Genomic DNA, 21,560 nt, shown 5'->3' with positions numbered 1-21,560 from the left:
GAACAGCACGCTCTACGCCCGCGTCGACCTGTCTTACCGCCCTTAACAGCGGCGGTTACTGTTTCTTCAACGCTGCCAGCGCCGCGAACGGACTGGCCTTGTCCTGCTCTTCCTGGGTCGGAACCCATTCGGCGTCGATCGCTTCGCTGCCCGGCGCCACCGGCACTACCGGCACCGACAGCACCAGTTCGTCCTCGACCATGTCGACGGCCCGCAGCATGCCATCTTCCGGTACCAGCAACGCTTCGTACTCGGCCGGCAATGCAGCTTCGTCGGCCTCGTCACGGATCAAACCAAGACGCTGTCTGATTTGCACCGGATACAGGAAGCGTTGCAGGCTGCGCTGGCAGGCCAGCGGAAGCTCCACATCGATACTGAGTTCGACATAGGCGACCTTGAGCAGATGGTCTTGATCGAATTGAAGCGAATAGACACATTCGCCATCGGTATCGACAAGGCTTCCCTGCAGGCGGGTCATCGCAAATAGCGGGATGCGGCCATCGAAGCGCCTGCGCGCTGCGACCATCCGCCAAGCATCCAGCATTTCGGGCACGTTCGCGGACATAAGCCGCAGAATGTTAAAGACCCGCGGCAGCCCTGTCAAATGACCCCATTCATGCGATTGCCGCATGGGCCGCAGGACGGCAGACTCCCGTGACCACCCCGGTAGCGCGCCATGATGCCACGCCTGATCCTTGCGTCCACCTCTGTCTATCGGCGCGAGCTGCTCGGCCGTCTGCAGCTCGACTTCGACACCGTCCGGCCGGAGGTCGACGAGCAGGCGCAGCCGGGCGAATCCTCGAGCGCACTGGCCAGCCGCCTGGCCGCGGAAAAAGCCGCCGCGGTGGCAGCCCGCTTCCCCGCCGCCTGGGTGATCGGCTCGGATCAGGTCGCCGACCTGGACGGTCAGCCGCTGGGCAAACCCGGCACGCGCGAGCGGGCCCGAATGCAGCTGACTGCCATGTCTGGCCACACCGTGCGCTTCCATACCGCCGTCAGCCTGGTCCGCCCGGAGCGCCAGCTGCACGCGCTGGACCTGACCGAGGTGCAGCTCCGCGCGCTGACGTCCGCCGAGATCGAACGCTACCTGGACGCCGAACCGGCCCTTGATTGCGCCGGCAGCTTCAAATGCGAAGGCCTCGGCATCAGCCTGTTCGACGCGATCCGCTCGCAGGACCCCACCGCCCTGGTGGGCCTGCCGCTGATCGCACTGGCGCGCTTGTTACGGCAGGCAGGGCTTCAAATTCCCTGAGATGCGCAGCGACTTGTCGGTTCCCTAACCAACCAACACGCCCTAAACCAAGTGCTGGACGCTGCTTGGCCTCGTTGAACAAGCGATCGACAATAGCACTTGCAAACCTGAACTCACCGGTTGCTAGGCGTCGCCTCTTCAAAAGGCGCGTATCCATACGAATACCAAGTGCGCAGACGATCCTCTGCAAATTTGGCGCGCCAGTCATAAGCCTCTAGCAACACTTTCTGGTCTATTTTAGGATATTCACGCCTCACCTGAACAGCAATTTGCCGCGAGCGCTCTGCCACTTTCATGGATTTCTTTGCAAGATGAAGCCCATTAAACGCAGCAGCACAAAGGCAAAACAACAATAGCGGCCTCACCCATCTCCACTGCGATTCATCGCGGAAAGCAGCAAGCATCACCCCAAGCCAACCAATCCAGAATAAAATAGAAAAACTAGCATAGCGCGGCATGAAGCCGTGCTCAGGACCGAAAAGTGCAGCACGCCCCCATGCCGTCATGATTGCGAAGCCCGTTGCAACCACCATAAGACTCAGCCAGGGAACTAGGTTCGCTCGCAATCGCACACGCACCACCGCCCAAAGCGTCAACATTATTGCGAGAACGGCGAAAAAAGGCGCCAACTCGTTAGAGAAGTGCATCACACCACTTCCCAAATAATTCAAAACGTAACGAGATATAACAAAAACTCCCGGATTCGCTGCAAACTCACCCGCATGCCCATCATGCAACAGCATGACAAGCCACATCACTGAGATCAACCAGGGCAGGCACATTGTCAGACGCCGGCCTACCGGAAAACCCACATGCCTAATTAACAACCATATTGCAACAGGAAAAACTGCAAGGGCAGTAGAGAAACCCAACACGCCTACCGTCGCACATGCCACAGCGCCAAAATTCGCAGGCCAGCTTATGACTCCATTAGTCAAAAGATAGACAGGCGCAACGACCCCCAGAAGACTGACAAATACGGCAACCTGCCAGCCCCACTGCAGATTAATGAGATGCCCAGGGTATAGCGCAAGTAAAACAAATCCATACATCCAACCAACACTCAGACGCGCACCAAAATCGCGCAGCGCCATTCGAACAATAAAGAAGCTACATACAGCCAGAATAAGCGAACTCACCAAACAATCTAGCCAGGTTTGCCCTTCCGATAACCAGGTAGTCAACAATAAAATTGCGTAGGCTGCAGTATGCAAATGACTACCATCATGCACTTTCCAAAAATCCGAATTTCCGAAATGTCCGTCTTGCCATGCCTGATAGATAGGCACTATATCAAGGTGATCCCAAAGCAAAATTGGAATTCGCCACCTAAAAGTCAGCCATGTCAATATTCCAAATGCACAAAAGAATACCCACCAAGTTAACTGGCGCATGCTAAAACCAGAACGTAAACCTTCAGAATGCGGCGACACATTCGCGACCTGATTTATCGAATTATAATCATTCACCTGTATTTTTCCTTGGAAAATCCCTAGGCAGCGAGGACAGAGATCGTAGCGGTAACAACTGCTGAAAAAGCTACTAACTCCGCGCTAGGACTGGAACGCATTGGGCAGAATGTCACCGACCTACAACAAGGTGTTGCTCCCACCAATCTTCCACGCTGCCGTCGCGGCCGTGCAGGCGTAGCCCCAACCAATGCGTGCCGGACGGCAAGGCGTGGGTGTCGAGCGTGGCGGTGAAGCCGACGTTGGGGTGCTGTGGATCGTTGGAGATTTTCCAGTATGGGCGCACATCGAGCGGCGTGCCGTACCTAGCCTGCGCGACCGGGCGACCGTCGAGCAGCAGCTCGACATTCGCCAGCCCGACGCCATCCTTGAAGGCCCAGCCGCGCACCTCAAACTTGCCGGACACCGAGACCTTCGGCAGCGGCGCATCGATCCAGGCCATCGCCGGGGCCACGCACGGGCCCGGCTGGCGTTGCGCAGGCAGTGCGAACAGCAGAAAGCGCTGATAGCCGTGATCGGTGGACACCACGGTGGGCGGCGGCAGCGGGCCGACCATGTCGCAGATGGCGTGGTAGCGCTTCAACAGCTCGCGATAGCGCTGATCGCTGGGTGAGAGCACCAGCAGCCGTGGTCCGGTGCGCGTGCCATCGCTGAGCAGGCCCCACTGCTGCAGCTGCGCGCTGCGCCCGTGCTTGTCGTTCAACGTGGCAGGCAGCACCTCGATCTTGGCGTCGTGCAATTGGAAGCCGAGCTCGGCGCCAACCTTGAAATTTTCTGCCAACACGCGTGTGCCTGGCGGCATCTGCGCCAATCGGGATTTGACCGCATGGGCCAGATCGTTCCAGCCGGCGAAGTTGCGCGGGTAGTACTTTTCGCCAGCGGCATGCGCGCGGATCGACGGCACCGACACCGCCAGGTAGTAGCCGTATGCGCCAAGCATGCCCAGCAGTGCGATGAGCCACGCCGCGCGGCGCAGCGGATGCGGCCAGCGCATCAGGATCACCGGCACCGCCACCAGCAACGCCAGGTAGCCGGGCAATGGCCAGTGGAAGCTGATCCGCTCGGCATCGCTGAAGAAGCCCAGCACGAAGATCGCCACGGTCGAAATGCCGCCGAGCAAACCGAAATAGCGCCACTGCGCGCGCGAGCCGCCGCCGCTGCGGGTGCCGGCCAGACCGACCTTGACCATCGCCCAGGCCAGTAGCGGCGTCACCGCCACCGTCTGGATCAGCACAAACCACAGCCCGCCGATCTGGAACCGCCACGGGTGCCGGTCGACCAATTGAAAACGCAACCCGGCATCGTCGTGGTCGGTATTCCAGAACAGCAGCGGCAGCCAGCTCACCGCGCCGACGGTCAGTGCCATCCAGATGCGTGGGTCGCGCAATACCGCACGCCCCTGCGGGATGCACAGCAATGCGATGCAGCCCACCCCGATCACCCCGACAAAGCGGTAGTGGCTGAGCGCGCCGATGACCAGGCCGATGGCGAGCTCCAGCGCGCTGGTGGCATCGACCTCGCGCAACAAGCGCGCCCCGGCATCCATGCACAGCACCGCCGCCAACGCCATCGGCACATCCGGCACGGCCAGAATGCCCAGCGTTGCAGACAGCGGCATCAGCAAGGTCAGGCTGCCAGCTTGCCACCCCAGCGTGGAGCCGAACCAGCGTGTGGCGATATGCGCGATCAACCAGGGAATCAGCGCGAAAATGGCCAGAAACGGCAGCCGCAGCGCCAGCAGATGATGTCCGCCCAGCTCCACGCCCAGTCGCGCCAGCCAGGCGGTCATGCCCGGCAGATCCGAATACGCCGCCGCCAGATGCTGGCCTTCCTGCCAGTAGAAGGCCTCGTCAACGAAGAGCGGCAAGCGTGCGGCGATCAACAGCTTGACGGCTGTCGCCAGTGTCCACAGGATCACGAAGGTGCGATGTGCGCGTTGGTCCCCCTGCATTGCCCTGTGCACTCTTCTTTTCACCTACGGAATTGTGATGTCGACACCGCTGCGTTCCACGGAAATGCTAACCGATGCGCTGCGCCAATCGCTGCGGCGCGCGCAAGACCAGGTCAATTCGCTGCTGCTGGGCAAGGCGCAGGAAGTGCGGCTGGCATTCGTGGCCTTGCTGTCCGGAGGACATTTATTGATCGAGGACCTGCCCGGCCTGGGCAAGACCACGCTCGCCCACGCGATGGCCTCCAGCCTGGGGCTGGGCTTCCAGCGCGTGCAGTTCACCTCCGACCTGCTGCCGGCCGATGTGCTGGGCGTGTCCGTTTACGACGCCGCCTCGCGGCAGTTCCAGTTCCATCCCGGACCGGTGTTCACCAACGTGCTGCTGGCCGACGAAATCAACCGGGCCCCGCCGCGTACGCAGAGCGCGCTGCTGGAAGCAATGGCCGAGCAGCAGGTGACCCTGGATGGCGTGACGCATGCATTGCCGGAGCCGTTTTTCGTGATTGCCACGCAGAACCCGGTCGATCTGTCCGGCACCTTTCCGCTGCCCGATTCGCAGCTGGACCGTTTTCTGCTGCGGCTGAGCCTGGGCTACCCCAGCGCCGATGCCGAGCGTGCGCTGCTGTCGGGTACGGATCGGCGCGAACTGATTGCCCAGGCCGCCCCGCAACTGAGCGACGCCGACGTGGTCGCGCTGCGCGGTGTGGTCAACCAGATCCATGCCAGCGATGCGCTGATCGGCTATGTGCAGGCCCTGTTGCTGCGTAGCCGCCAGCATGCCGGGGTGCGCGTGGGCCTGTCGCCACGCGCCGGGATCGCCTTGCTGCGCGCGGCCAAGGCCTACGCACTGCTGCTTGGGCGCGAGCACGTGCTGCCCGAAGACGTGCAGGCGCTGTTTGTGGCCGTGGCTGGGCACCGGCTGGTGCCGGAAGCCGAATCGTCGTCCGGGCCGGCACTGGCCAAGGCGCTGCTGCACAGCGTGCCGGTGGACTGACCTGGTGCGCGCGCACCTGCGCGGCATCGTCCGCCGACTCAGCCTGCTGGCGCGGCCGCGGGGCGCCGAGGGCTTGCCGATCGTGCTGGATCGGCGGCGCATCTATGTGTTGCCGACCCGCTTCGGGCTGTTCGTCACGGCGTTACTGCTGGCGATGCTGCTCGGCGCACTGAACTACAACAACAATCCGGCGCTGCTGCTCGCGCTGTTGCTGGCCACGGCCGGGATCGCCAGCAGCATCATGGCGCACCTGCAGCTATCGGCACTGCGTATCGAAGCGGTCTCGGCAGAACCGGTGGTCGCCGGCGAACCGCTGCGCATGCGGGTGTCGCTGGCGCGTCGCGATACCCGCGCGCGACGCGGGCTGCGGCTGGATCATCTGGACAGCAGCGGCTTCTGTGCGTTGATCGAGCACGACATGGCCGAGATCGACCTGCTGGTGCCGACCGAGCGCCGCGGCTGGCAGGATATCGAGCGCATCCGCCTGTCCAGCACCCAGCCGCTGGGCCTGGTGCGCGCCTGGTCGTGGGTATGGCCGGAAACGCCGTTGCTGGCCTACCCCCGGCCCGAAGAACAGGGTCCGGCGCTGCCCGCGGGGACGGGCTCGCCCAACAAGACGCGTCTGCACGCGCAAGGCGAAGAGCTGCACCAGCTGCGCCCGTATCGCGCTGGCGACGCTCCGCGCACCATTTCCTGGAAACACTCGGCACGGCGCGACACCCTCTTGGTGCGCGAATACGAACAACCGCTGGGAATCGACGTCACACTGGACTGGCGGGCGCTCAGCGCGCTGCCGTACGAGCGCCGCATTGCGCGCCTTGCCCGCTGGGTCAACCTGGCCGAGCGCGACGGGCGCCGGTATCGCCTGCTGTTGCCTGGCCAGCCACCGTTAGGTCCCGCGCAAGGACCTTCGCACCACCACCTGTGCCAACGCGCCCTGGCCCTGCTTCCGCATGACTGAGCCCTCGCCCCCGATCAGCCAGGCCAGCCGCGCCTGGGTACTGGCCACCAGTTGGCTGGCCTTGACCCCGCTGCTGTTGCAGTTGCCCGGCCTGCTTGCGGCCACTGTCGCGGTGGCGGCGGTGCTGGTCGGCGTGCTGAGCTGGCGCGGCACCTTGATGGCGCCGGTGCGGCTGTTGTTGGTGATCGCAATGCTGGCGGCGGTGTATTGGCAGATCGGCATGCGCTTTGGCCGCGACACCGGCTGCGCGGTGCTGGCATCGATGCTGGCGATCAAGGCCTCCGAACTGCGCACCTTGCGCGATGCCCGCAGCCTGTTGGGTTTTGCGTTGTTCGCACCGTTTGCCGCCTTTCTGCTCGACCAGGGCCCGGCAACGATGGGCCTGGCATTGTTGGCGGTGGTCAGCGCCTTGCTGAGCATGCAGCGGCTGGCCGACGAAGAACACCACACCGCCACGCCGGCCCTGCGCCTGCAATTGCGCAGTATGGGCAAGCTGGTTGCCATCGGCGTGCCGCTGGCGCTGGCCACGTTCTGGTTGCTGCCGCGGCTGAGTGCGCCGCTGTGGGGCGTGCCCGAGCGCGCGCTATCCCGGCCTGGCCTGTCGGACAACATGTCGCCGGGCGAATGGATCGACCTGATGGCCGACGACAGCCCGGCCTTGCGCGTGCAATTCGCCGGCAAGGCGCCGCCGCCGCAACAGCGCTACTGGCGCGGCCCGGTGATGTGGGACTTCGACGGCCGCACCTGGCAGCGCGCGCGCTGGACCGGCCGCGGTCAGCCCGCTTCGGTCACCGCAGGTCCGCAAACCTACCGTTATCGCCTGGATTACGAGCCCACCGATCGCCGCCAGCTGGTGTCGCTGGATCTGCCTACCCAGGGCGTGCCCAACGCCGAGTTATCGCCGGACTACGAACTGTTCGCGCAACGGCCGTTAAGCGCACTGACGCGCTGGGACCTGCAATCGGCACCGCCAACGCGCTTCGATACCGACCTGCCCGACCAGTTGCGCAAGCGTGCACTTGCCCTGCCGCCCGGTTTCAATCCGCGTACGCTGACGCTGGCACGGCAATGGCGTGGCGAGGCCGGCAACAACGACGATGCGGTGGTGCAGCGCGCACTGCAGTGGATCACCCGAGAATTCGCCTACACGCTGGACACGCCGCTGCTCGGCCGCAACAGCGTCGACGAGTTCCTGTTTCAGCAAAAGGCCGGTTTCTGCGAACACTTCAGCTCCTCGTTCGTGGTGCTGATGCGCGCGGCCGGCATCCCGGCGCGCGTGGTGACCGGGTATGCCGGCGGCACATACAACCGGTTGGGCAATTATTGGGTGGTACGCCGCATGGACGCGCACGCCTGGACCGAAGTCTGGCTGGCCGGGCGTGGCTGGGTTCGCGTGGACCCCACCGCCGCAGTGGCGCCGGAACGCATCTACGACACCCTCGAAGATCGCCTGCAAGCCGGCGGCGGCAACGACTTCGCCGACCTCGGCACATGGGCCCGCCTGGGCCAGGTCAGCGACTGGCTGCGGCGCGGCTGGAACGAGCTAGTGCTGTCCTTCGATGCCGACCGTCAGCAACGGCTGCTGCAACCCTTGGGCATCGATCGCCTGGACACCTCGCAGCTGGCCGCCATCTTCGGCGTGTTCGCGGTAAGCGCGCTAGCGTGGATGGGCTGGCTGCTGGCACGTGGCGAACGTGAGCGCGACCCGTTGCTGCGCGCCTGGCACCGGCTGAGCCGCCGCTACCGCAAGCTCGGCCTTGCCCGTGAACCGCACGAACCGGCCGGTGTGTGGGCGCAACGTGTCGCCCGCTCACACCCGAATACGGCACTGTTGGCACTCAGCCAACGTTTCGCTGCCGCGCGATACGCTGGCGCTGATTCGGACAGCGCCACTCTCTTGAAAGACTTGCTGCAGCATCGCCCGCGAACCGGAGCTTCCTCATGAGTACCCGTTTTCTTGTTCCTCTTATCGCTGTGCTCGGGCTCGCAGCCTGCGCCACCGCACCCAAGCCGCTGCAGGGCCAGTTCCCCGCGGTCAGTCCGAGTGATTCAACTGCCAGCGCCCAGGTCGGCACGTCCGTGCGCTGGGGTGGCAAGATCATCAAGACCACGCCTGGCCAGGGCCAGACCTGCTTCGAGCTGATCTCGCGCCCGCTCAATGCCAGCGGTCGCCCCGACCGTAATGCCGTGGATGCCAGCGATGGCCGCTTCCTGGCCTGCCGCTCGGGCTTCTACGATCCGGCGGTGTTCGAGCCGGGGCGCGAAGTGACCTTCATCGGCAAGATCGAAGGCTACGAAACCACTAAGATCGGCGAATACGACTACAAGCTGCCCAAGGTCAATGCCGACGTGGTCTACCTGTGGCCGGTCGTGCGCGACGTGGAAGTCGTGCCGGCTTACCCGTATGGCCCGTGGGGCGACCCGTGGGGCCCGCGCTGGGGCGGCGGTTGGGGCTGGGGCCGCGGCTGGTGGTAATGCGCCGCTGAGCTGGGTTACTCGCAAAAACGCCGCTCGCAGGGAGCGGCGTTTTTGTTTGTGCACGACGATCGCTGCATGACGCGGCTTGCGCGCAACGCGCGATCCGACGACGCGTCAAGGCGTGCCGAAGCGGCTCAGCGGCGCACCGGCCAGCAAATGCAGATGGAGATGGAACACCGTCTGGCCGGCATGCTCGCGGCAATTCATCACGATGCGGTAGCCGTCTTGCGCCAGCCCTTGCGCACGCGCATAGGTCGCCGCTGCGATGGCCAGCTTGCCAACCAGCAGCGCCTGCTCCGGCGGCACATCGTCCAGGGTCGGAAAAGCATGCTGCTTGGGAATGAAGAGCACATGCACCGGCGCCTGCGGCGCGATGTCTTCGAAGCCCAGCACCTCATCGTCCTCGTAAACGATGGTGGCCGGAATTTCGCGACGAATGATTTTGCCGAAGATGGTGTCGGTCATAGACGGGATTCGGGATTCGGGATTGGCCAAAGCTTACCGCGCGCGCCGACCGGCTTTTGCGAATCCCCAATCCCGACTCCCCAATCCCGGCCCTCAAAGCACCTCACTGCGGGTGCCGAAGGCGTGCGACAGGGTGCCACGATCCACATACTCCAGCTCGCCACCCAGCGGCATGCCCTGGGCGAGCCGGCTTGGGCGTACTGCGTGCTGGCGCGCCAGTTGCGCCAGGTAATGGGCCGTGGCCTCGCCTTCGACCGTCGCATTGGTGGCGATGATCATTTCGGTCACTTCGCCGGCAGCCAGACGCTCGCCGAGCCGATCCAGCCCCAGTTCGCGCGGGCCGATGCCATCCAGCGGCGACAGGCGCCCCTGCAGAATGAAATACAGCCCGCGGTAGCCGGTGGCATGTTCGATCGCCAGGCGATCGGCCGGCGACTCCACCACGCATAGTTGCTGCCGGTCGCGGCTGCTGCTGGCGCAAATGCTGCAGATTTCCGATTCGGTGAAGTCGCGGCATTGCACGCAATGCCCCACCTTTTCCACCGCGTTGCCCAACGCAGCGGCCAGCCGCCGCCCACCCTCGCGCTCGCGCTCGAGCACGTGATAGGCCATGCGCTGGGCCGACTTCTGGCCCACGCCGGGCAATACCCGGAAGGCCTCGATCAGTTGTTCGAGCAAAGTGGACATCGGGTGGCCGGGATTGGAAATTCGGGATTTGGGATTCGCAACGGCAAAGGCCTTTGCGCTTGGCTAATCCCGAATCCCCACTCCCGAATCCCCTCGCTTAGAACGGCAACTTCATGCCCGGCGGCAACTGCATGCCGGCGGTCGCAGAGCCCATGCGGTCCTTGGATTCGGCGTCGATCTTGTTGGAGGCGTCGTTGAAGGCGGCGGCGATCAGATCCTCGGCCATCTCCTGGTCGGAGAGGATGCTCGGGTCGATGCGCACCTTGCGGCACTCCTTGGCGCCGGTCAGCGTCACGCTGACCATGCCACCGCCAGCTGTGCCGGTGACTTCCAGCTTGGCCAGTTCTTCCTGGGCGCGCTGCAGGTTTTCCTGCATCTTCTGCGCCTGCTGCATCAGTTGGGCAATATTTCCACGCATGGGTCGTTACTCGTCGTAAGGGCGGATGGAATCGGGCACGATCCGCGCGCCTTGCTGCTGGATCAGCAACTGCACCGTCGGGTCGTTCATGAAGGCTGTTTCGGCCGCGCTCTGGCGCTCGCCTTTCTGGCGGTTGGCACGCTCGTGCAAGGTTTCGACATCGGCGCTGCCGGTTTCGATGACGATGCGCGGCGGGTTTCCCAACACCGGTGCCAGCGCCTGCGCGAGGTTGGCGATGGAGCGCTCGGAGTTCAAATATTCGAAGCCAGGCGCCAGCGCCAGCCGCAGCACGCCATCGCGATGGCCGATGAATGCGGCGTTGGCGGCCAGCTGCCGCGACGGGCCATTCAAGCCGCTGCGCGTGACCAGCTCCAGCCATTGCTCGGCATCGGCGATGCGGCCGTCATCGAGCAGGGCCGTCGCGTCGGTCGCCGAGTCTGATGCAGCCCCTGCCGTTGCCGATGGCGCGACCACCGCTGGCTCCTCAAGCGACGAGGGCTCGACAAGCGACGACACTGCGACCGAAGCCGGAGCCTCCACCGCAGCGTCAGACGCAATCGCATCGGGGTGCGCGAGCTCGGCGGGGGCAGATGGCGGAGCCATCGCCGCTTCAGGCGCAAGCACGGCCATCGTGTCGGGTGCCGGCGCGACCTGCGCACGCACCGGCGCATCGTCCACTGCCCACGGCGGCGTGTCATCATTACGCGCACTGGCTGCAGACGCACGGCTGTCCGGAGAAGACTCTTGGGGGGCAAGCACGACAACGGGAGCCGCAGCCGAAATCGGCGTTGCCCGGGTCGCTGATGCCGGCAAGGACGCCTCCGCAGCCACAGCCGGTACCGTATCCGTCACTGCAGCAGGCGCGGCCACTACGGCGGGCGCAGCCGTCACCGGCGCTGCCGCTGCCGGCGCAGCAGCCTGACCGCCGGCAGCGCCAGAACGCGCACCACCGCCCGCCGTGGCACCGCGACCGTCGTCCGAGCCGCCAGCCGGCACCGCCGCTGCGGGGCGGAAGGCAAGCATGCGCAGCACTGCCATTTCGAAACCGGCGCGCGGGCTGGGCGCCAGATACAGGTCGCGTCGCCCGTTGAGCGCCATCTGGTACCACAGCTGCACCACTTCAGGCCGCAGCTGCGCCGCAAACGGCGTCGGGTCGATCCCGTCGCCGACAAAGGCCACCGTTGGCACCAACTGCTGCACCTGCACCCGGTGCAGGGCCTCGGCCAGCGCCTCCAGCACACCGCTCCAATCGGGCGAAAATTCGGCCAGCGCGGCCACCACCTGCAACAGGCGCGCGCCATCGCCATCGGCAAGCGACTGCAGCATTGCGCCGACCTGGGTGCGATCGACCGTACCCAGCATGGTGCGCACCACATCCTCGCGCAGCGCGCCGCCGGCATAGGCGATGGCCTGGTCCAGCAGCGACAGACCATCGCGCAGCGAGCCGTCGGCCGCCTTGGACAGCTGCACGATCGCCGACGGATCCGACTCGATCTGTTCGGCGGCCAGGATGCGCGTCATCTGCCCCTGAATCTGGTCTTCGTCCAATCGCTTGAGGTTGAACTGCAGGCAGCGCGACAGCACCGTCACCGGCAATTTTTGCGGGTCGGTGGTGGCCAGCAGGAACTTCACGTGCTCCGGTGGCTCTTCGAGCGTCTTCAGCAGCGCGTTGAACGCCGCCTTGGACAGCATGTGCACTTCGTCGATCAGGTAGACCTTGAACTTGCCGCGCGAGGGCATGTACTGCGCGTTTTCGATCACCTCGCGCACATCGTCCACGCCGGTGTTGGATGCGGCATCGATCTCCAACAGGTCGATGTAGCGCCCGGCGTCGATGTCCAGGCAGGCCGGGCACGTCCCGCAGGGATCGGCACTGGTGCCGGTCTCGCAATTGAGCGATTTGGCGAAGATGCGCGCGATGGTGGTCTTGCCCACGCCACGGGTGCCGGTGAACAGGAACGCGTGATGCACGCGCCCACTGTCGAGCGCGTTACTGAGCGCGCGGACCACGTGTTCCTGGCCTACGAGTTCGGCAAAACGCTTCGGGCGCCACTTGCGGGCGAGAACGAGATAAGACATCGGGCAACCGGCTCTGTTTGAGCCGATATTGTGCCACGCCCGGTCTCAGCGGCTGCGGCTGGAAGATTCAGCTTGTGGTACGGGCCGGCGACCGCTAGAATTTGCGGCCCTGTTCGACCACGGTCGGGCAGGCACGGAGAGGTGTCCGAGTGGTTGAAGGAGCACGCCTGGAAAGTGTGTAAGCGTCTAAACCGCGCTTCGGGGGTTCGAATCCCCCTCTCTCCGCCAGTTTCATGATTTGCGCAATGACACCCATGTCGCAAATCGCAGGGCCATGCCAATGGCCCACGTCTTATGGTGGCCCCGTCGGTCCCTCGCGACGCTAGATCGAAAATCCCGCCAGGGCCGGAAGGCAGCAACGGTATCGATTGATGCGGGCGCCGAGGTCAACCGGCGGGGACACCACCCCAACTTTCGGCAATGCCAGGCGAACTAGCTGGAACCTCTGGCTTGGGCGCGATTGATCGAACAACTACGATCATCACGTGCAGCGCTGCGCGCATGCGCAAAGCCGAGGCGAAAGCTGACCAGTCATTCGTACCCGCCGTGGCGACGGCGCCCCCATCCCCGCAACGTGAGTGTTTCCCACGGCGCGATGCGGGCGCCGAGGTCAACCGGCGGGGACACCACCCCAACTTCGCAAGACTCCAGGCGAGCTACCCGGAGCATCGACTTGCGCACGATCGATCCAGCAAAAAGCGGCAGTCAGCTCGTGCTGCGCCGCGCGGCTATGCAAGGCCGGCGCCGGCTCGCGCGCAGGTGCGCGCCGGACCCGCATCCGCCTGCTACGGTTGCGATTGGGGATGCAACCAATCCGCGTCGCCTTCCAGATAATGCTCGTGCTTCCAGATCGGCACGCGCGCCTTGACCTCATCGATGATGTAGCGGCACGCATCGAATGCGGCGCCACGGTGCGCCGCACTGACGCCGACCCACACCGCCATGTCGCCGATACGCAGCTCGCCCACGCGGTGCACGCAATGCGCGTGCACGATGGCGTATCGCTGCATTGCTTCGTCCAGCACACGCTGCCCTTCGGCCTGTGCGAGCGCGGCATAGGCTTCGTAGCGCAAGCCGGCCACGCCGCGGCCTTCGTTGTGATTGCGCACCCAGCCTTCGAAGCTGGCGAACGCGCCGGCATGCGGATGTTCCGCCCCCGCACGCAGCCGATCGATCGGCAACGGCACCTCGGAAAGCGCAAAGATCGCTGCAACCTGTTCGCTCACGCTCAACCTCCCGACACTGGCGGAATGAACACCACTTCGCTGCCATCGCGCAGCGCATCCTCCCAGCGCGCGAATGCGCCATCCACGGCCACACGCAACTGCGCAGGCGTCCAGCGCAGGCCATGCCGCGCATCGAGTTCCGCGTACAGGCTGCGCAGATCCTGTGCGCCGCTCTGCACGCGCTCGTCGGCAATTCCTGCGGCCTCGCGCAGGCTGGCGAAATACAGCACCGTCACCGTGGCGGTCATTGTGCCGCTCCGATGTCGCGCTTGCCGCCGCGCTTGGACACCAATTTGGTCGGACCAATGCTCATGCTGTGCGACAACGCCTTGCACATGTCATACACCGTCAGCGCCGCCACGCTGGCACCGGTAAGCGCCTCCATTTCCACGCCGGTACGATGCACGCAGCGCACCGTGCAACGGATATCCAGCAGCTGCTCGCCCGCCCAGTCGATCTCGAAACGGCAGGCATCGATCGGCAATGGATGGCAGAACGGAATCAATTCGTGCGTGCGCTTGACCGCCATGGTGCCGGCAATCACCGCCGTCTCCACGATGCCGCCCTTGGCACTACGCAAGCCGTTGGCGCGCAACTGTGCGGCCACGGCCGCCGGAAAGCGCACGCGGCTTTCCGCAGTGGCGCTACGGGCGGTAACCGCCTTGTCCGAGACATCCACCATGGTGGGGAGCCCGGCATCGTCCAGATGGGTCAGGCGGGCGGAGCGGGAATTTGCAGGCATGGGAAGCGACGCGAAGACAGGCACTCAGGATGCGGCATTCTCGGTGAACAAGGTGCCTTGATGGAACAGCAGCTGCCATCCAGCAGCATTGCTGCGCCACAACGAACTGCGCAAGGCCTGCCGCTCAACACCCTGACGGCGATCCACCGACCGATAGCGCACCTGCGCAAGATCCGGTGCCAGCCGCGCGCATTCGAAGTCATCTGCGCAGTACTCGGCAGCGACACCGGGGACGCGCAGGGCCGCGATCACCTCGCTCCGCGTGTACCGGCGGCCCGACGTACCGAACTCGACAAAGGCCGGATCGAGCAGCGCTTCCAACACCTGCACATCGGCACGCTGCTGCGGATCGAGCAGACGCAGCTCCAGCGTGCGCAGTTGCACCAGCAGCGCGTCCTCGCTCATCCGCCGATCAAGAACATCTCGACCGGCTTGCCGCGCCGCGGCACCGAGGCGCGCACTTCGCTGTAGCGGTCGCCACGCACGCTCCAGCGCTGGCGCAGATGCATCGCCAGCGCAGGCCCGCCGTTGGCCAGGGCCGGCTTGAGGTCGTGGCCCTGACTGGCGAACAGGCAGGTATACAGATGCCCATCGGCCGAGACGCGCGCACGCTGGCAATCGCCGCAGAACGGCACGCTGACCGAACTGACGAAGCCCACTTCGCCAGCGCCATCCGAAAACGCGTGGCGCTGCGCCACTTCACCGGTGTAATTGGCGTCCAGCGCCACCAATGGCCAGCGCGCATGGATGCGTTCGTGCAATTGCGCCGAGGTCACCACCGCATCCGCCGTCCAACCGTTGCAGCTGCCCACATCCATGAATTCGATGAAGCGCAGCACGTGTCCAGTGCCGCGGAAGTGCTCCACCAACGGCAGCACCTGATCTTCGTTGACGCCACGCTGCACCACGCAGTTGATCTTCAGCCGCTGGAAACCGGCCTGCTCGGCGGCGGCAATGCCAGCCAGCACCTGCGCAATTTCGCCGCGATCGCCGCTCATGCGCCTGAACAACGCCGGTTCCAGCGCATCCATGCTGACGGTGATGCGGCGCAGCCCGGCCTGTCGCAGCGCGACGGCCTGGCGCGCAAGCAAGGTGCCGTTGGTGGTCAGCGCCAGATCTTCGATGCCCTCGATCGCGGTCAGCCGTGCGATCAGGCTCGGCAAGTCGCGCCGCAGCAGCGGCTCGCCGCCGGTCAGGCGCACCTTGGTCACCCCGACCGAAACGAAGGCACGCACCAGGGTTTCCAGCTGATCGAAACTCAACCGCTGCTGCGAGTCGAACCCGTAATCGTCTGGCACGCGATCGGCCGGCATGCAATACCCGCAGCGGAAATTGCAGGCCTCGATCACCGACAGGCGCAGATCGCGCAGCGGACGGCCGTAGCGGTCCTGCATCGGCGCCGTGGCAAGATCCGGCAGCAGCAAGGCGCCCATCAGGGCACCGTCGCTGCGGTCGGGTTCGCCAGCGCAAGGTATTGGCCGGGCACGGCGACGCGGTGGCCACGTGCACGCAGCACATCGCCGTCGGCGTCGCTGGCGTAGTGGTACAGCAGCATGCGGTTCAACAGGTCCTGCGGGTATTCCCGCTCCAAATCGTCCACGCCAGTATGCGACGGGTTGCCGTGAACGCCGCAGTCATGCGCGATGAGCTCGCTGTCGTCCGCATAACGCTTCAGCATTTCGGGGATCGGTCGGGTATCGCCAGTCCAGACCAGCGCCCCCTTCAAACGCAATCCGTATGCCGTCTCGGGCCAGTGGTGGCGTACCGGGAACACTTCCAGCCGCACGCCGTCGTGCCAGAACGCATCGCCGACCGGCACCAGCTGGAATGCGTCCCAGAAGTTCGCCCCGCCCTCGGCCAGCACATTCGGGTAATCGGCGATGCGCCGCTGCAGCAGCGGCACGACCGGCGCCGGCACGTACAGGCGCGTGCGCCCGCGGCGCTCGGAAAAATAACTGTCGACGAACACCCGTTCCAGGCCACCGACATGGTCCAGATGCACGTGGGTGATGAAGATTGCCTGTGGCAGCTGGCCATAGTGGGCCTGATAGGCGGTCAGCCCCTCGCTGCCGCAATCGATGGTCAGCCAGGGCGCACCGGCGCGCTCGAGCGTGGCCATCGGCGAGCCAAGGGCCACCGCCGACGCATTGCCGACTCCCTGCACCCGCAAGCCCCAGTCCATCAGTAGCCCCGGCCCCAGGCCAGTTCGTAGGCCCGATGCAGGCGCGCATAGTCCTTGTCGACGTCCTCGCGGCTGCGGTTGCCGCGCAGCTTCAACAGCGAGCGATGCAGCCGCCTGAGGTTGCGCTCGCGCCAGCGCGTGGCCGGAATGCGCAGCACGCCGCGGTCGAAATCGATCAGCCAGCCATGCCCGCCGGCATCGAACAGGATGTTGTGCGCGTTGAGATCGGCGTGATCCAGGCCAGCGCGATGGAAGCGTGCAATCAGCTGGCCGGTCGCCTCCCACGGCGCACCGCGACCGGCCACCTGGGCGTGGTCGGCCAATGAGCGCACGTTTTCCAGCCGCTCCATCAACAGCGCAGCGCGATAGCCCACGCCTTCGCGCAGATAGCAGGCGGCCAACGGGCGCGGCACCGGCAACTTGCGTTTGATCAGTTCGCGCATCAGCCGGAACTCGGCAAAACTGCGCGTGCGCCCTGCCCCTTTCCACAGGTAGCGATCGCGGCTCACGCGTGCGGCCATGCCGCCGCGCAGGTACTGCCGCAACACGCTATGGCCGAATGGCGCATCCACGAACCACGCGCCGCCACGCCCGCCTGCGTCCACCGGCCGCGCCCTGTCGCCCCATGATTGCGGCGAAAACAGGCTGGCATCGGCTTGCCGCAGCCGTTCGCGGTCGAACAGAATGGCGCCATACCCGCGACCTTCGCGGTACGGCGCCAGCGCTTCGGTGGCATCGAAAGAAACCATCTATCGAGTCTAACAACACCATGGCTGTAACGCCCGCATCGCTGTGTTTGCTGCGCTTGTCCGCCCTGGGCGATGTCACGCACGTGGTGCCGCTGGTACGCACGTTGCAGGCCGGGTTTCCTGAAACCCAACTGCATTGGGTCATCGACAAGGCCGGGCTGAAATTGCTCGAGGGCCTGCCCGGCGTGCAATTCCACGCCTACGACAAACGCAGCGGGGTGGCCGGCATGCGCGCACTACGCCGGTCGCTGGCACCGCTGGGCCGCTTCGATGCCTTGCTGCAGATGCAGGTGGCCTTTCGGGCCAATGTGCTGTCGGCCTTCGTGCCGGCGCGGCGACGCATCGGCTACGACCGCAGCCGCTCCAAGGACCTGCACGGCCTGTTCGTCAACGAGCGCATCGCCGATCGCCCCGGCATCCACGTGCTCGACGCCATCGGCAGCTTTGCCGAGCCGCTGGGCCTGCGCCAGACCCAGGTGCGCTGGGACCTGCCGGTGCCCGACCAGGCGCATGCCTGGGCACGCGCGCAATGGGACGACGATGGCCGCCCGGTACTGATGATCTCGCCCTGCTCCAGCCACCCGCGTCGCAACTGGTATCCCGATCGCCTCGCCGCGCTGGCCGATCATGCCGCCGCGCAGGGCTGGCGGATCGTGCTGTGCGGCGGCCGCAGCGACCTGGAACGCAGCACTGCCGATGCCACCGTTGCGGCCGCACGCACGCCGGTGCTGGATCTGGTTGGCAAGGACACCCTTAAGCAACTGCCTGCCCTGCTCGCGCGCGCGGACCTGGTGGTCACGCCGGATTCCGGGCCGATGCATATCGCCAACGCCATGGGCACCAAGGTGCTCGGCCTGCATGCGGCCAGCAACCCGCGACGAAGCGGCCCGTACTCGGACGTGCGCTATTGCGTGGACCGCTACGACGCCGCCGCGCGCAAATTCCTGTACAAGCCAGCCGACCAGCTACGCTGGGGAACGAAGATCGAATTCGACGAGGTGATGTCGCTGATCACCGTGGACGATGCGATCGCCGCCTTCGAGCGTTATCGCGCCGACCACTCACGCTGATTCTCGGCACCGGCGATCGGCAATCGATCGCCGCCACAGCCACAGCGCCGCATAGTTGGTGCGGCAGACACCGCGCGCAGCACGACGACGCACTCGCTACAGGATCGAGCAAGACTGACCACGGCAGTTGCCGGGTGGCGTGGACGGCGGGCGCTCACCACCCGAGTCGACGCGTGACATGCAACGCCTACGCACCGACTACGCGCGCCTCGTGGCCGTGCAGTCATTTCATCAGCCGCTGTATGTGGCTCGGCAATCCAGCGCCGAGCAAGTTGCAGCGGCGCCTGCGCAAGTGGGCTGAGATCGAGCGAACGCGTCCTGCAACCAATCGCGCCGTTCAGACCACCCGCGCAATCACCACGTCAATGCGCTCAGCCGCCAGTGGCGCGATAGTCCTGATAGGACTTTTCTTCCACATACGAAGAACCCAGCGCCAGGTTGATCTCCTTCTTGATGCGCGCGCGCTCGTCGTTTTCGATATACACGCTGCGCGCCAGCTGCACGAAGGCGTCATCGAAGCTCTGCGCCTGCTCCTTGAGGCGGATGTCGTCCTCGATCACCCACAGTCGCTCATTGACGGCCTTGAGCTCGGCGCGCAGGCGCACGATGTCGTGGCCGGCGGCCGGATGCGCCATCCAGCTGGTTTCCAGCGCAGACAGCTCGTTGCGCACATTGGTCAACTTGGCTGCATCGCGCATGCGCTCGGACTTGATCTGCAGGATCGCGATCTTGTCGAGCAGTTCACCAAAAGACACGGGCACCAGGATCTCGGACATGACAGGCCTCCAACGGGGATCGGGCGGATTGTAGTCATCGCCGCGGCCGGCGACTGCCACACATAAACAAAAGCCCCCTTGCGGGGGCTGATGCGAATCTGGCGGAGAGTGGGGATTCACTCGGCACTTCGTGCCTTCGCCCTACGGGCGGCTTCGCCGTGCAGACAGCTGCGCTGCCTGTCGAACCCGGGGATTCTCACCCCCCAATGCCGCCGGCGAAACCCACGCGGCACTGGCGCACCTACTCGCCTCAATCTGGCGGAGAGGGGGGGACAATACGACCCACACCAATTTCCGCAAATTGTTCAGGAACTTACGCCGGGAAACCCTCAGTGGGAAGTGTCCCCTACGAGTCCAAAGAATGTCCCAAATTGCCGCCCATCGTCAACCCTTCTTCTCGGCAATGGCTCTCAAGGCGGCTATCGCCTCCTGCTGACGATCCTCGGGCAACTTCGCGATCAACAAAATGGCCTCGGCGAGCATGTCGGGTGTTGCGTAAAAGTACGCCAACGGCAAACCCAACGCCTGAGCCAGTTCTGCTGCGGTTTCAGGATCCGGATCGTGTTGCCCCGTCTCGTAGCGGGAGATGCGAGGTGCACCGGTGTTTTGCTCTTCCATTCCCAACATCCTTCCCAAGTCTGCTTGACGCAGGCCCAAGGACAGCCGGGCCGTGCGCAATCGTCGTCCGAACAGTGATGCAGGCGGCTTGATGGGAGGCATTGGGGGGTGTACCGAAAACACCTCTCCATTGTGACAAGTCCGGCCAATTCAATCATTTGCGTTTGTCGCAAATTATGGCATAAGCTCGTTTCGCCGGCACACGGCCGGCCCGCTGCTCAGCACAGGACATGGCGATGATGCCCACACTTAGAAAGACCGCACCACGACCTCACACCACGGCACTAGCCCTAACCTTCGGCCTTCTTGTGCCTTTCGTCGGCAACACGCAAGACAGACCACAAAGCGCAGGTCAAAAGATTGGCGATCTATTTTCTGACGTGAAAAACAAATTGGGGCTGCGGATTGAACGGCCGGCGCAGGGTGGCGCTGGCGGTGTTCTCTACGCCCCCCTTAGCGGTGGACAAACCTTCCGTACGTTGTTTCGCAACGAGGACCACGACCAAGCCATTCAAGGACGCTTGCAGTGGCCTCGCGCGGCCCTGACCTTTGTCGAGTACGGCCGAAATCTACCGTGCTGGACAGTCAAAGCGACCATTTGGACCAGTCCTACGTCCTCGCATGACGAAACATTTAGAACGTGCACGACCGCCAAATTGACCAAAACGAACGATTTGGGAGAAGTCAGTACCTTTGGCCGCTCCATCGGATTTGTTGGACTGCTCAACGCCCAACCGCGTTTTGGAGCCGTGCCCACCACGGGCGACACTCGAACGCGCGGCCCAAACCCACCGCGACTGCTGTTTCAAGTCGATGTGGATAAGACTATGCGCGACAAACTGCGCGATATCGTCATCAACTCGGCTTGGGTCTCTGGTTTCTACGGTCAGGGCAATGATCTGTCCCACGCGTCCATTTTTTATGACTATAGGATGTGGATCGCCGGCTTTGAACCCACAGGCAACCGCGACCAAAGCTAAAGGCACGAAGTATGGGATATAAAATTACGGGCGAGCTAACGTTATTGGGCGACGCACAGTTCAGCGCCAACGGAGTTCGCCAATATTCGGTGATCGAAATCGGCGGAAAAGTCTACTCAAAACACCGTGCTCCCGCAGGTATCAACACTTACTTACAGCGCGCCGTCCGCATGAATGGCCCAACATCGCTGTACGTCGAAGGAAATTTTATTTATGGCGTAACACTTCCGGACGGTAAAACATATTGTTGGAAAAAGAACCCGATTGGCTCATTCTTTATTTTAGGGATCGGAATTATCGGACTACCATTTGTAATCGGGGTATTCTTCATCATTGCGGCGATCAGAGAATTGGCAATTAACAGCGGAAGCAATAATCTTTTGAGGCAAGGCGCCGCACGTGTCTAGAAAGATCAAGTTGTAAAATAATAAACCCCGCTTGACAAATTGGCGGGGTTTATTATTTT

The 21,560-nt window shown here is 64.1% G+C and carries 24 protein-coding genes, 1 tRNA gene and 1 other RNA gene; 10 read left to right on the top strand and 16 right to left on the bottom strand.

What is annotated here, in order from left to right:
* Positions 1-55: 55 nt before the first annotated feature.
* A complete protein-coding gene (locus ACCQ15_RS05490) occupies positions 56-565 on the bottom strand; it encodes a YceD family protein (protein WP_218507928.1) in 510 nt (169 codons plus the stop codon).
* 111 nt (positions 566-676) lie between these two features.
* Here ACCQ15_RS05490 and ACCQ15_RS05485 point away from each other — a divergent pair, with 111 nt between their 5' ends.
* Positions 677-1,252 (top strand): Maf family protein, encoded by a 576-nt coding sequence (locus tag ACCQ15_RS05485; RefSeq protein ID WP_372381293.1) that lies wholly within the window; start codon positions 677-679, stop codon positions 1,250-1,252.
* 113 nt (positions 1,253-1,365) lie between these two features.
* Here the strand turns inward: ACCQ15_RS05485 and ACCQ15_RS05480 are convergent, their stop codons facing one another.
* Both ACCQ15_RS05480 and ACCQ15_RS05475 read right to left on the bottom strand, forming a co-directional pair.
* Positions 1,366-2,721 (bottom strand): hypothetical protein, encoded by a 1,356-nt coding sequence (locus ACCQ15_RS05480; protein ID WP_372381292.1) that lies wholly within the window; start codon positions 2,719-2,721, stop codon positions 1,366-1,368.
* A gap of 112 nt (positions 2,722-2,833) precedes the next feature.
* Entirely contained in the window at positions 2,834-4,672 is a 1,839-nt protein-coding gene (locus ACCQ15_RS05475) for a glycosyltransferase family 39 protein (protein ID WP_372381291.1), read from the bottom strand.
* A gap of 37 nt (positions 4,673-4,709) precedes the next feature.
* Between ACCQ15_RS05475 and ACCQ15_RS05470 the strand changes: the two genes are divergently transcribed.
* From ACCQ15_RS05470 to ACCQ15_RS05455, 4 genes are read left to right on the top strand one after another with little or no spacing between them, the layout of a single operon-like run.
* Positions 4,710-5,663, top strand: a complete 954-nt coding sequence (locus tag ACCQ15_RS05470; protein WP_031421433.1) for an AAA family ATPase — start codon at positions 4,710-4,712, stop codon at positions 5,661-5,663.
* A 4-nt stretch (positions 5,664-5,667) separates the two neighbouring features.
* Positions 5,668-6,624 carry a DUF58 domain-containing protein gene (locus tag ACCQ15_RS05465; RefSeq protein WP_372381290.1) on the top strand — a complete coding sequence of 319 codons (957 nt, stop codon included), beginning with the start codon at positions 5,668-5,670 and terminating at the stop codon, positions 6,622-6,624.
* Positions 6,617-8,569 (top strand): transglutaminase TgpA family protein, encoded by a 1,953-nt coding sequence (locus tag ACCQ15_RS05460; protein WP_372381289.1) that lies wholly within the window; start codon positions 6,617-6,619, stop codon positions 8,567-8,569. The genes ACCQ15_RS05465 and ACCQ15_RS05460 overlap by 8 nt, the downstream gene beginning before the upstream one ends.
* Positions 8,566-9,099, top strand: a complete 534-nt coding sequence (locus ACCQ15_RS05455) for a Slp family lipoprotein (RefSeq protein ID WP_007968994.1) — start codon at positions 8,566-8,568, stop codon at positions 9,097-9,099. The genes ACCQ15_RS05460 and ACCQ15_RS05455 overlap by 4 nt, the downstream gene beginning before the upstream one ends.
* 117 nt (positions 9,100-9,216) lie before the next feature.
* Here the strand turns inward: ACCQ15_RS05455 and ACCQ15_RS05450 are convergent, their stop codons facing one another.
* The 4 genes from ACCQ15_RS05450 to dnaX all read right to left on the bottom strand — a co-directional run bounded on the left by ACCQ15_RS05450 (position 9,217) and on the right by dnaX (position 12,751).
* Positions 9,217-9,567 carry a histidine triad nucleotide-binding protein gene (locus ACCQ15_RS05450; protein ID WP_372381288.1) on the bottom strand — a complete coding sequence of 117 codons (351 nt, stop codon included), beginning with the start codon at positions 9,565-9,567 and terminating at the stop codon, positions 9,217-9,219.
* 93 nt (positions 9,568-9,660) lie between these two features.
* Complete coding sequence (gene recR / locus ACCQ15_RS05445) at positions 9,661-10,254, bottom strand: recombination mediator RecR (protein ID WP_008571619.1); 594 nt, start codon at positions 10,252-10,254, stop codon at positions 9,661-9,663.
* Between the two features lie 97 nt (positions 10,255-10,351).
* Entirely contained in the window at positions 10,352-10,672 is a 321-nt protein-coding gene (locus ACCQ15_RS05440; protein WP_005913896.1) for a YbaB/EbfC family nucleoid-associated protein, read from the bottom strand.
* A gap of 6 nt (positions 10,673-10,678) precedes the next feature.
* Positions 10,679-12,751: a DNA polymerase III subunit gamma/tau gene (dnaX, locus tag ACCQ15_RS05435; RefSeq protein WP_057681021.1), complete on the bottom strand. Its 2,073-nt coding sequence runs from the start codon at positions 12,749-12,751 to the stop codon at positions 10,679-10,681.
* 135 nt (positions 12,752-12,886) lie between these two features.
* On the opposite strand from dnaX, the gene ACCQ15_RS05430 reads away from it, so the two are divergent.
* A tRNA-Ser gene (locus ACCQ15_RS05430) sits at positions 12,887-12,979 on the top strand.
* A 75-nt stretch (positions 12,980-13,054) separates the two neighbouring features.
* An RNA gene (gene ffs, locus ACCQ15_RS05425) (signal recognition particle sRNA small type) lies at positions 13,055-13,151 on the top strand.
* Between the two features lie 385 nt (positions 13,152-13,536).
* Here the strand turns inward: ffs and ACCQ15_RS05420 are convergent.
* From ACCQ15_RS05420 to ACCQ15_RS05390, 7 genes are read right to left on the bottom strand one after another with little or no spacing between them, the layout of a single operon-like run.
* Complete coding sequence (locus tag ACCQ15_RS05420) at positions 13,537-13,983, bottom strand: molybdenum cofactor biosynthesis protein MoaE (protein WP_029818813.1); 447 nt, start codon at positions 13,981-13,983, stop codon at positions 13,537-13,539.
* Positions 13,980-14,225: a molybdopterin converting factor subunit 1 gene (moaD, locus tag ACCQ15_RS05415; RefSeq protein ID WP_008571288.1), complete on the bottom strand. Its 246-nt coding sequence runs from the start codon at positions 14,223-14,225 to the stop codon at positions 13,980-13,982. Before moaD ends, ACCQ15_RS05420 begins: the two co-directional genes overlap by 4 nt.
* A complete protein-coding gene (moaC, locus tag ACCQ15_RS05410) occupies positions 14,222-14,719 on the bottom strand; it encodes a cyclic pyranopterin monophosphate synthase MoaC (protein ID WP_008571290.1) in 498 nt (165 codons plus the stop codon). The genes moaD and moaC overlap by 4 nt, the downstream gene beginning before the upstream one ends.
* A 24-nt stretch (positions 14,720-14,743) precedes the next feature.
* The gene (locus ACCQ15_RS05405; protein ID WP_081029549.1) at positions 14,744-15,124 is read right to left on the bottom strand and encodes a nuclear transport factor 2 family protein; all 381 of its coding nucleotides are present in this window, start codon (positions 15,122-15,124) and stop codon (positions 14,744-14,746) included.
* On the bottom strand, positions 15,121-16,152 hold the full coding sequence (moaA, locus tag ACCQ15_RS05400; RefSeq protein WP_014089520.1) for a GTP 3',8-cyclase MoaA: 1,032 nt from the start codon (positions 16,150-16,152) through the stop codon (positions 15,121-15,123). The genes ACCQ15_RS05405 and moaA overlap by 4 nt, the downstream gene beginning before the upstream one ends.
* On the bottom strand, positions 16,152-16,901 hold the full coding sequence (locus ACCQ15_RS05395; RefSeq protein ID WP_014089519.1) for an MBL fold metallo-hydrolase: 750 nt from the start codon (positions 16,899-16,901) through the stop codon (positions 16,152-16,154). Before ACCQ15_RS05395 ends, moaA begins: the two co-directional genes overlap by 1 nt.
* The gene (locus tag ACCQ15_RS05390) at positions 16,901-17,650 is read right to left on the bottom strand and encodes a 3-deoxy-D-manno-octulosonic acid kinase (RefSeq protein ID WP_008571294.1); all 750 of its coding nucleotides are present in this window, start codon (positions 17,648-17,650) and stop codon (positions 16,901-16,903) included. Before ACCQ15_RS05390 ends, ACCQ15_RS05395 begins: the two co-directional genes overlap by 1 nt.
* A 20-nt stretch (positions 17,651-17,670) precedes the next feature.
* Here ACCQ15_RS05390 and ACCQ15_RS05385 point away from each other — a divergent pair, with 20 nt between their 5' ends.
* A complete protein-coding gene (locus ACCQ15_RS05385; protein WP_372381287.1) occupies positions 17,671-18,720 on the top strand; it encodes a glycosyltransferase family 9 protein in 1,050 nt (349 codons plus the stop codon).
* 371 nt (positions 18,721-19,091) lie between these two features.
* Here ACCQ15_RS05385 and ACCQ15_RS05380 read toward each other — a convergent pair whose 3' ends face one another.
* The gene (locus tag ACCQ15_RS05380) at positions 19,092-19,496 is read right to left on the bottom strand and encodes a DUF6165 family protein (protein WP_008571564.1); all 405 of its coding nucleotides are present in this window, start codon (positions 19,494-19,496) and stop codon (positions 19,092-19,094) included.
* Between the two features lie 384 nt (positions 19,497-19,880).
* The gene (locus tag ACCQ15_RS05375) at positions 19,881-20,216 is read right to left on the bottom strand and encodes a helix-turn-helix domain-containing protein (protein WP_074038610.1); all 336 of its coding nucleotides are present in this window, start codon (positions 20,214-20,216) and stop codon (positions 19,881-19,883) included.
* A gap of 134 nt (positions 20,217-20,350) precedes the next feature.
* Here ACCQ15_RS05375 and ACCQ15_RS05370 point away from each other — a divergent pair, with 134 nt between their 5' ends.
* Both ACCQ15_RS05370 and ACCQ15_RS05365 read left to right on the top strand, forming a co-directional pair.
* A complete protein-coding gene (locus tag ACCQ15_RS05370; RefSeq protein WP_372381286.1) occupies positions 20,351-21,094 on the top strand; it encodes a hypothetical protein in 744 nt (247 codons plus the stop codon).
* A gap of 11 nt (positions 21,095-21,105) precedes the next feature.
* Complete coding sequence (locus ACCQ15_RS05365; RefSeq protein ID WP_074038611.1) at positions 21,106-21,501, top strand: hypothetical protein; 396 nt, start codon at positions 21,106-21,108, stop codon at positions 21,499-21,501.
* Positions 21,502-21,560: the final 59 nt, after the last annotated feature.

Source organism: Xanthomonas sp. NCPPB 1754, assembly GCF_041475725.2.
Classification (GTDB): Bacteria; Pseudomonadota; Gammaproteobacteria; order Xanthomonadales; family Xanthomonadaceae; genus Xanthomonas; species Xanthomonas euvesicatoria.
Note: the sequence above shows the minus strand (reverse complement) of the source record. Positions and strands in the feature narration are given on the sequence as shown.

Excerpts from the sequence above, each read along its gene's own strand:
- ACCQ15_RS05490 (WP_218507928.1), bottom strand. The coding sequence starts at position 565 with ATGTCCGCGAACGTGCCCGAAATGCTGGATGCTTGGCGGATGGTCGCA.
- ACCQ15_RS05370 (WP_372381286.1), top strand. The coding sequence starts at position 20,351 with ATGATGCCCACACTTAGAAAGACCGCACCACGACCTCACACCACGGCA.
- ACCQ15_RS05380 (WP_008571564.1), bottom strand. The coding sequence starts at position 19,496 with ATGTCCGAGATCCTGGTGCCCGTGTCTTTTGGTGAACTGCTCGACAAG.
- dnaX (WP_057681021.1), bottom strand. The coding sequence starts at position 12,751 with ATGTCTTATCTCGTTCTCGCCCGCAAGTGGCGCCCGAAGCGTTTTGCC.
- ACCQ15_RS05455 (WP_007968994.1), top strand. The coding sequence starts at position 8,566 with ATGAGTACCCGTTTTCTTGTTCCTCTTATCGCTGTGCTCGGGCTCGCA.
- ACCQ15_RS05475 (WP_372381291.1), bottom strand. The coding sequence starts at position 4,672 with ATGCAGGGGGACCAACGCGCACATCGCACCTTCGTGATCCTGTGGACA.
- ACCQ15_RS05470 (WP_031421433.1), top strand. The coding sequence starts at position 4,710 with ATGTCGACACCGCTGCGTTCCACGGAAATGCTAACCGATGCGCTGCGC.
- ACCQ15_RS05395 (WP_014089519.1), bottom strand. The coding sequence starts at position 16,901 with ATGGACTGGGGCTTGCGGGTGCAGGGAGTCGGCAATGCGTCGGCGGTG.
- ACCQ15_RS05485 (WP_372381293.1), top strand. The coding sequence starts at position 677 with ATGATGCCACGCCTGATCCTTGCGTCCACCTCTGTCTATCGGCGCGAG.
- recR (WP_008571619.1), bottom strand. The coding sequence starts at position 10,254 with ATGTCCACTTTGCTCGAACAACTGATCGAGGCCTTCCGGGTATTGCCC.
- ACCQ15_RS05460 (WP_372381289.1), top strand. The coding sequence starts at position 6,617 with ATGACTGAGCCCTCGCCCCCGATCAGCCAGGCCAGCCGCGCCTGGGTA.
- ACCQ15_RS05385 (WP_372381287.1), top strand. The coding sequence starts at position 17,671 with ATGGCTGTAACGCCCGCATCGCTGTGTTTGCTGCGCTTGTCCGCCCTG.
- moaA (WP_014089520.1), bottom strand. The coding sequence starts at position 16,152 with ATGGGCGCCTTGCTGCTGCCGGATCTTGCCACGGCGCCGATGCAGGAC.
- ACCQ15_RS05365 (WP_074038611.1), top strand. The coding sequence starts at position 21,106 with ATGGGATATAAAATTACGGGCGAGCTAACGTTATTGGGCGACGCACAG.
- ACCQ15_RS05450 (WP_372381288.1), bottom strand. The coding sequence starts at position 9,567 with ATGACCGACACCATCTTCGGCAAAATCATTCGTCGCGAAATTCCGGCC.
- ACCQ15_RS05390 (WP_008571294.1), bottom strand. The coding sequence starts at position 17,650 with ATGGTTTCTTTCGATGCCACCGAAGCGCTGGCGCCGTACCGCGAAGGT.
- moaD (WP_008571288.1), bottom strand. The coding sequence starts at position 14,225 with ATGACCGCCACGGTGACGGTGCTGTATTTCGCCAGCCTGCGCGAGGCC.
- ACCQ15_RS05405 (WP_081029549.1), bottom strand. The coding sequence starts at position 15,124 with ATGAGCGAGGACGCGCTGCTGGTGCAACTGCGCACGCTGGAGCTGCGT.
- moaC (WP_008571290.1), bottom strand. The coding sequence starts at position 14,719 with ATGCCTGCAAATTCCCGCTCCGCCCGCCTGACCCATCTGGACGATGCC.
- ACCQ15_RS05375 (WP_074038610.1), bottom strand. The coding sequence starts at position 20,216 with ATGCCTCCCATCAAGCCGCCTGCATCACTGTTCGGACGACGATTGCGC.
- ACCQ15_RS05440 (WP_005913896.1), bottom strand. The coding sequence starts at position 10,672 with ATGCGTGGAAATATTGCCCAACTGATGCAGCAGGCGCAGAAGATGCAG.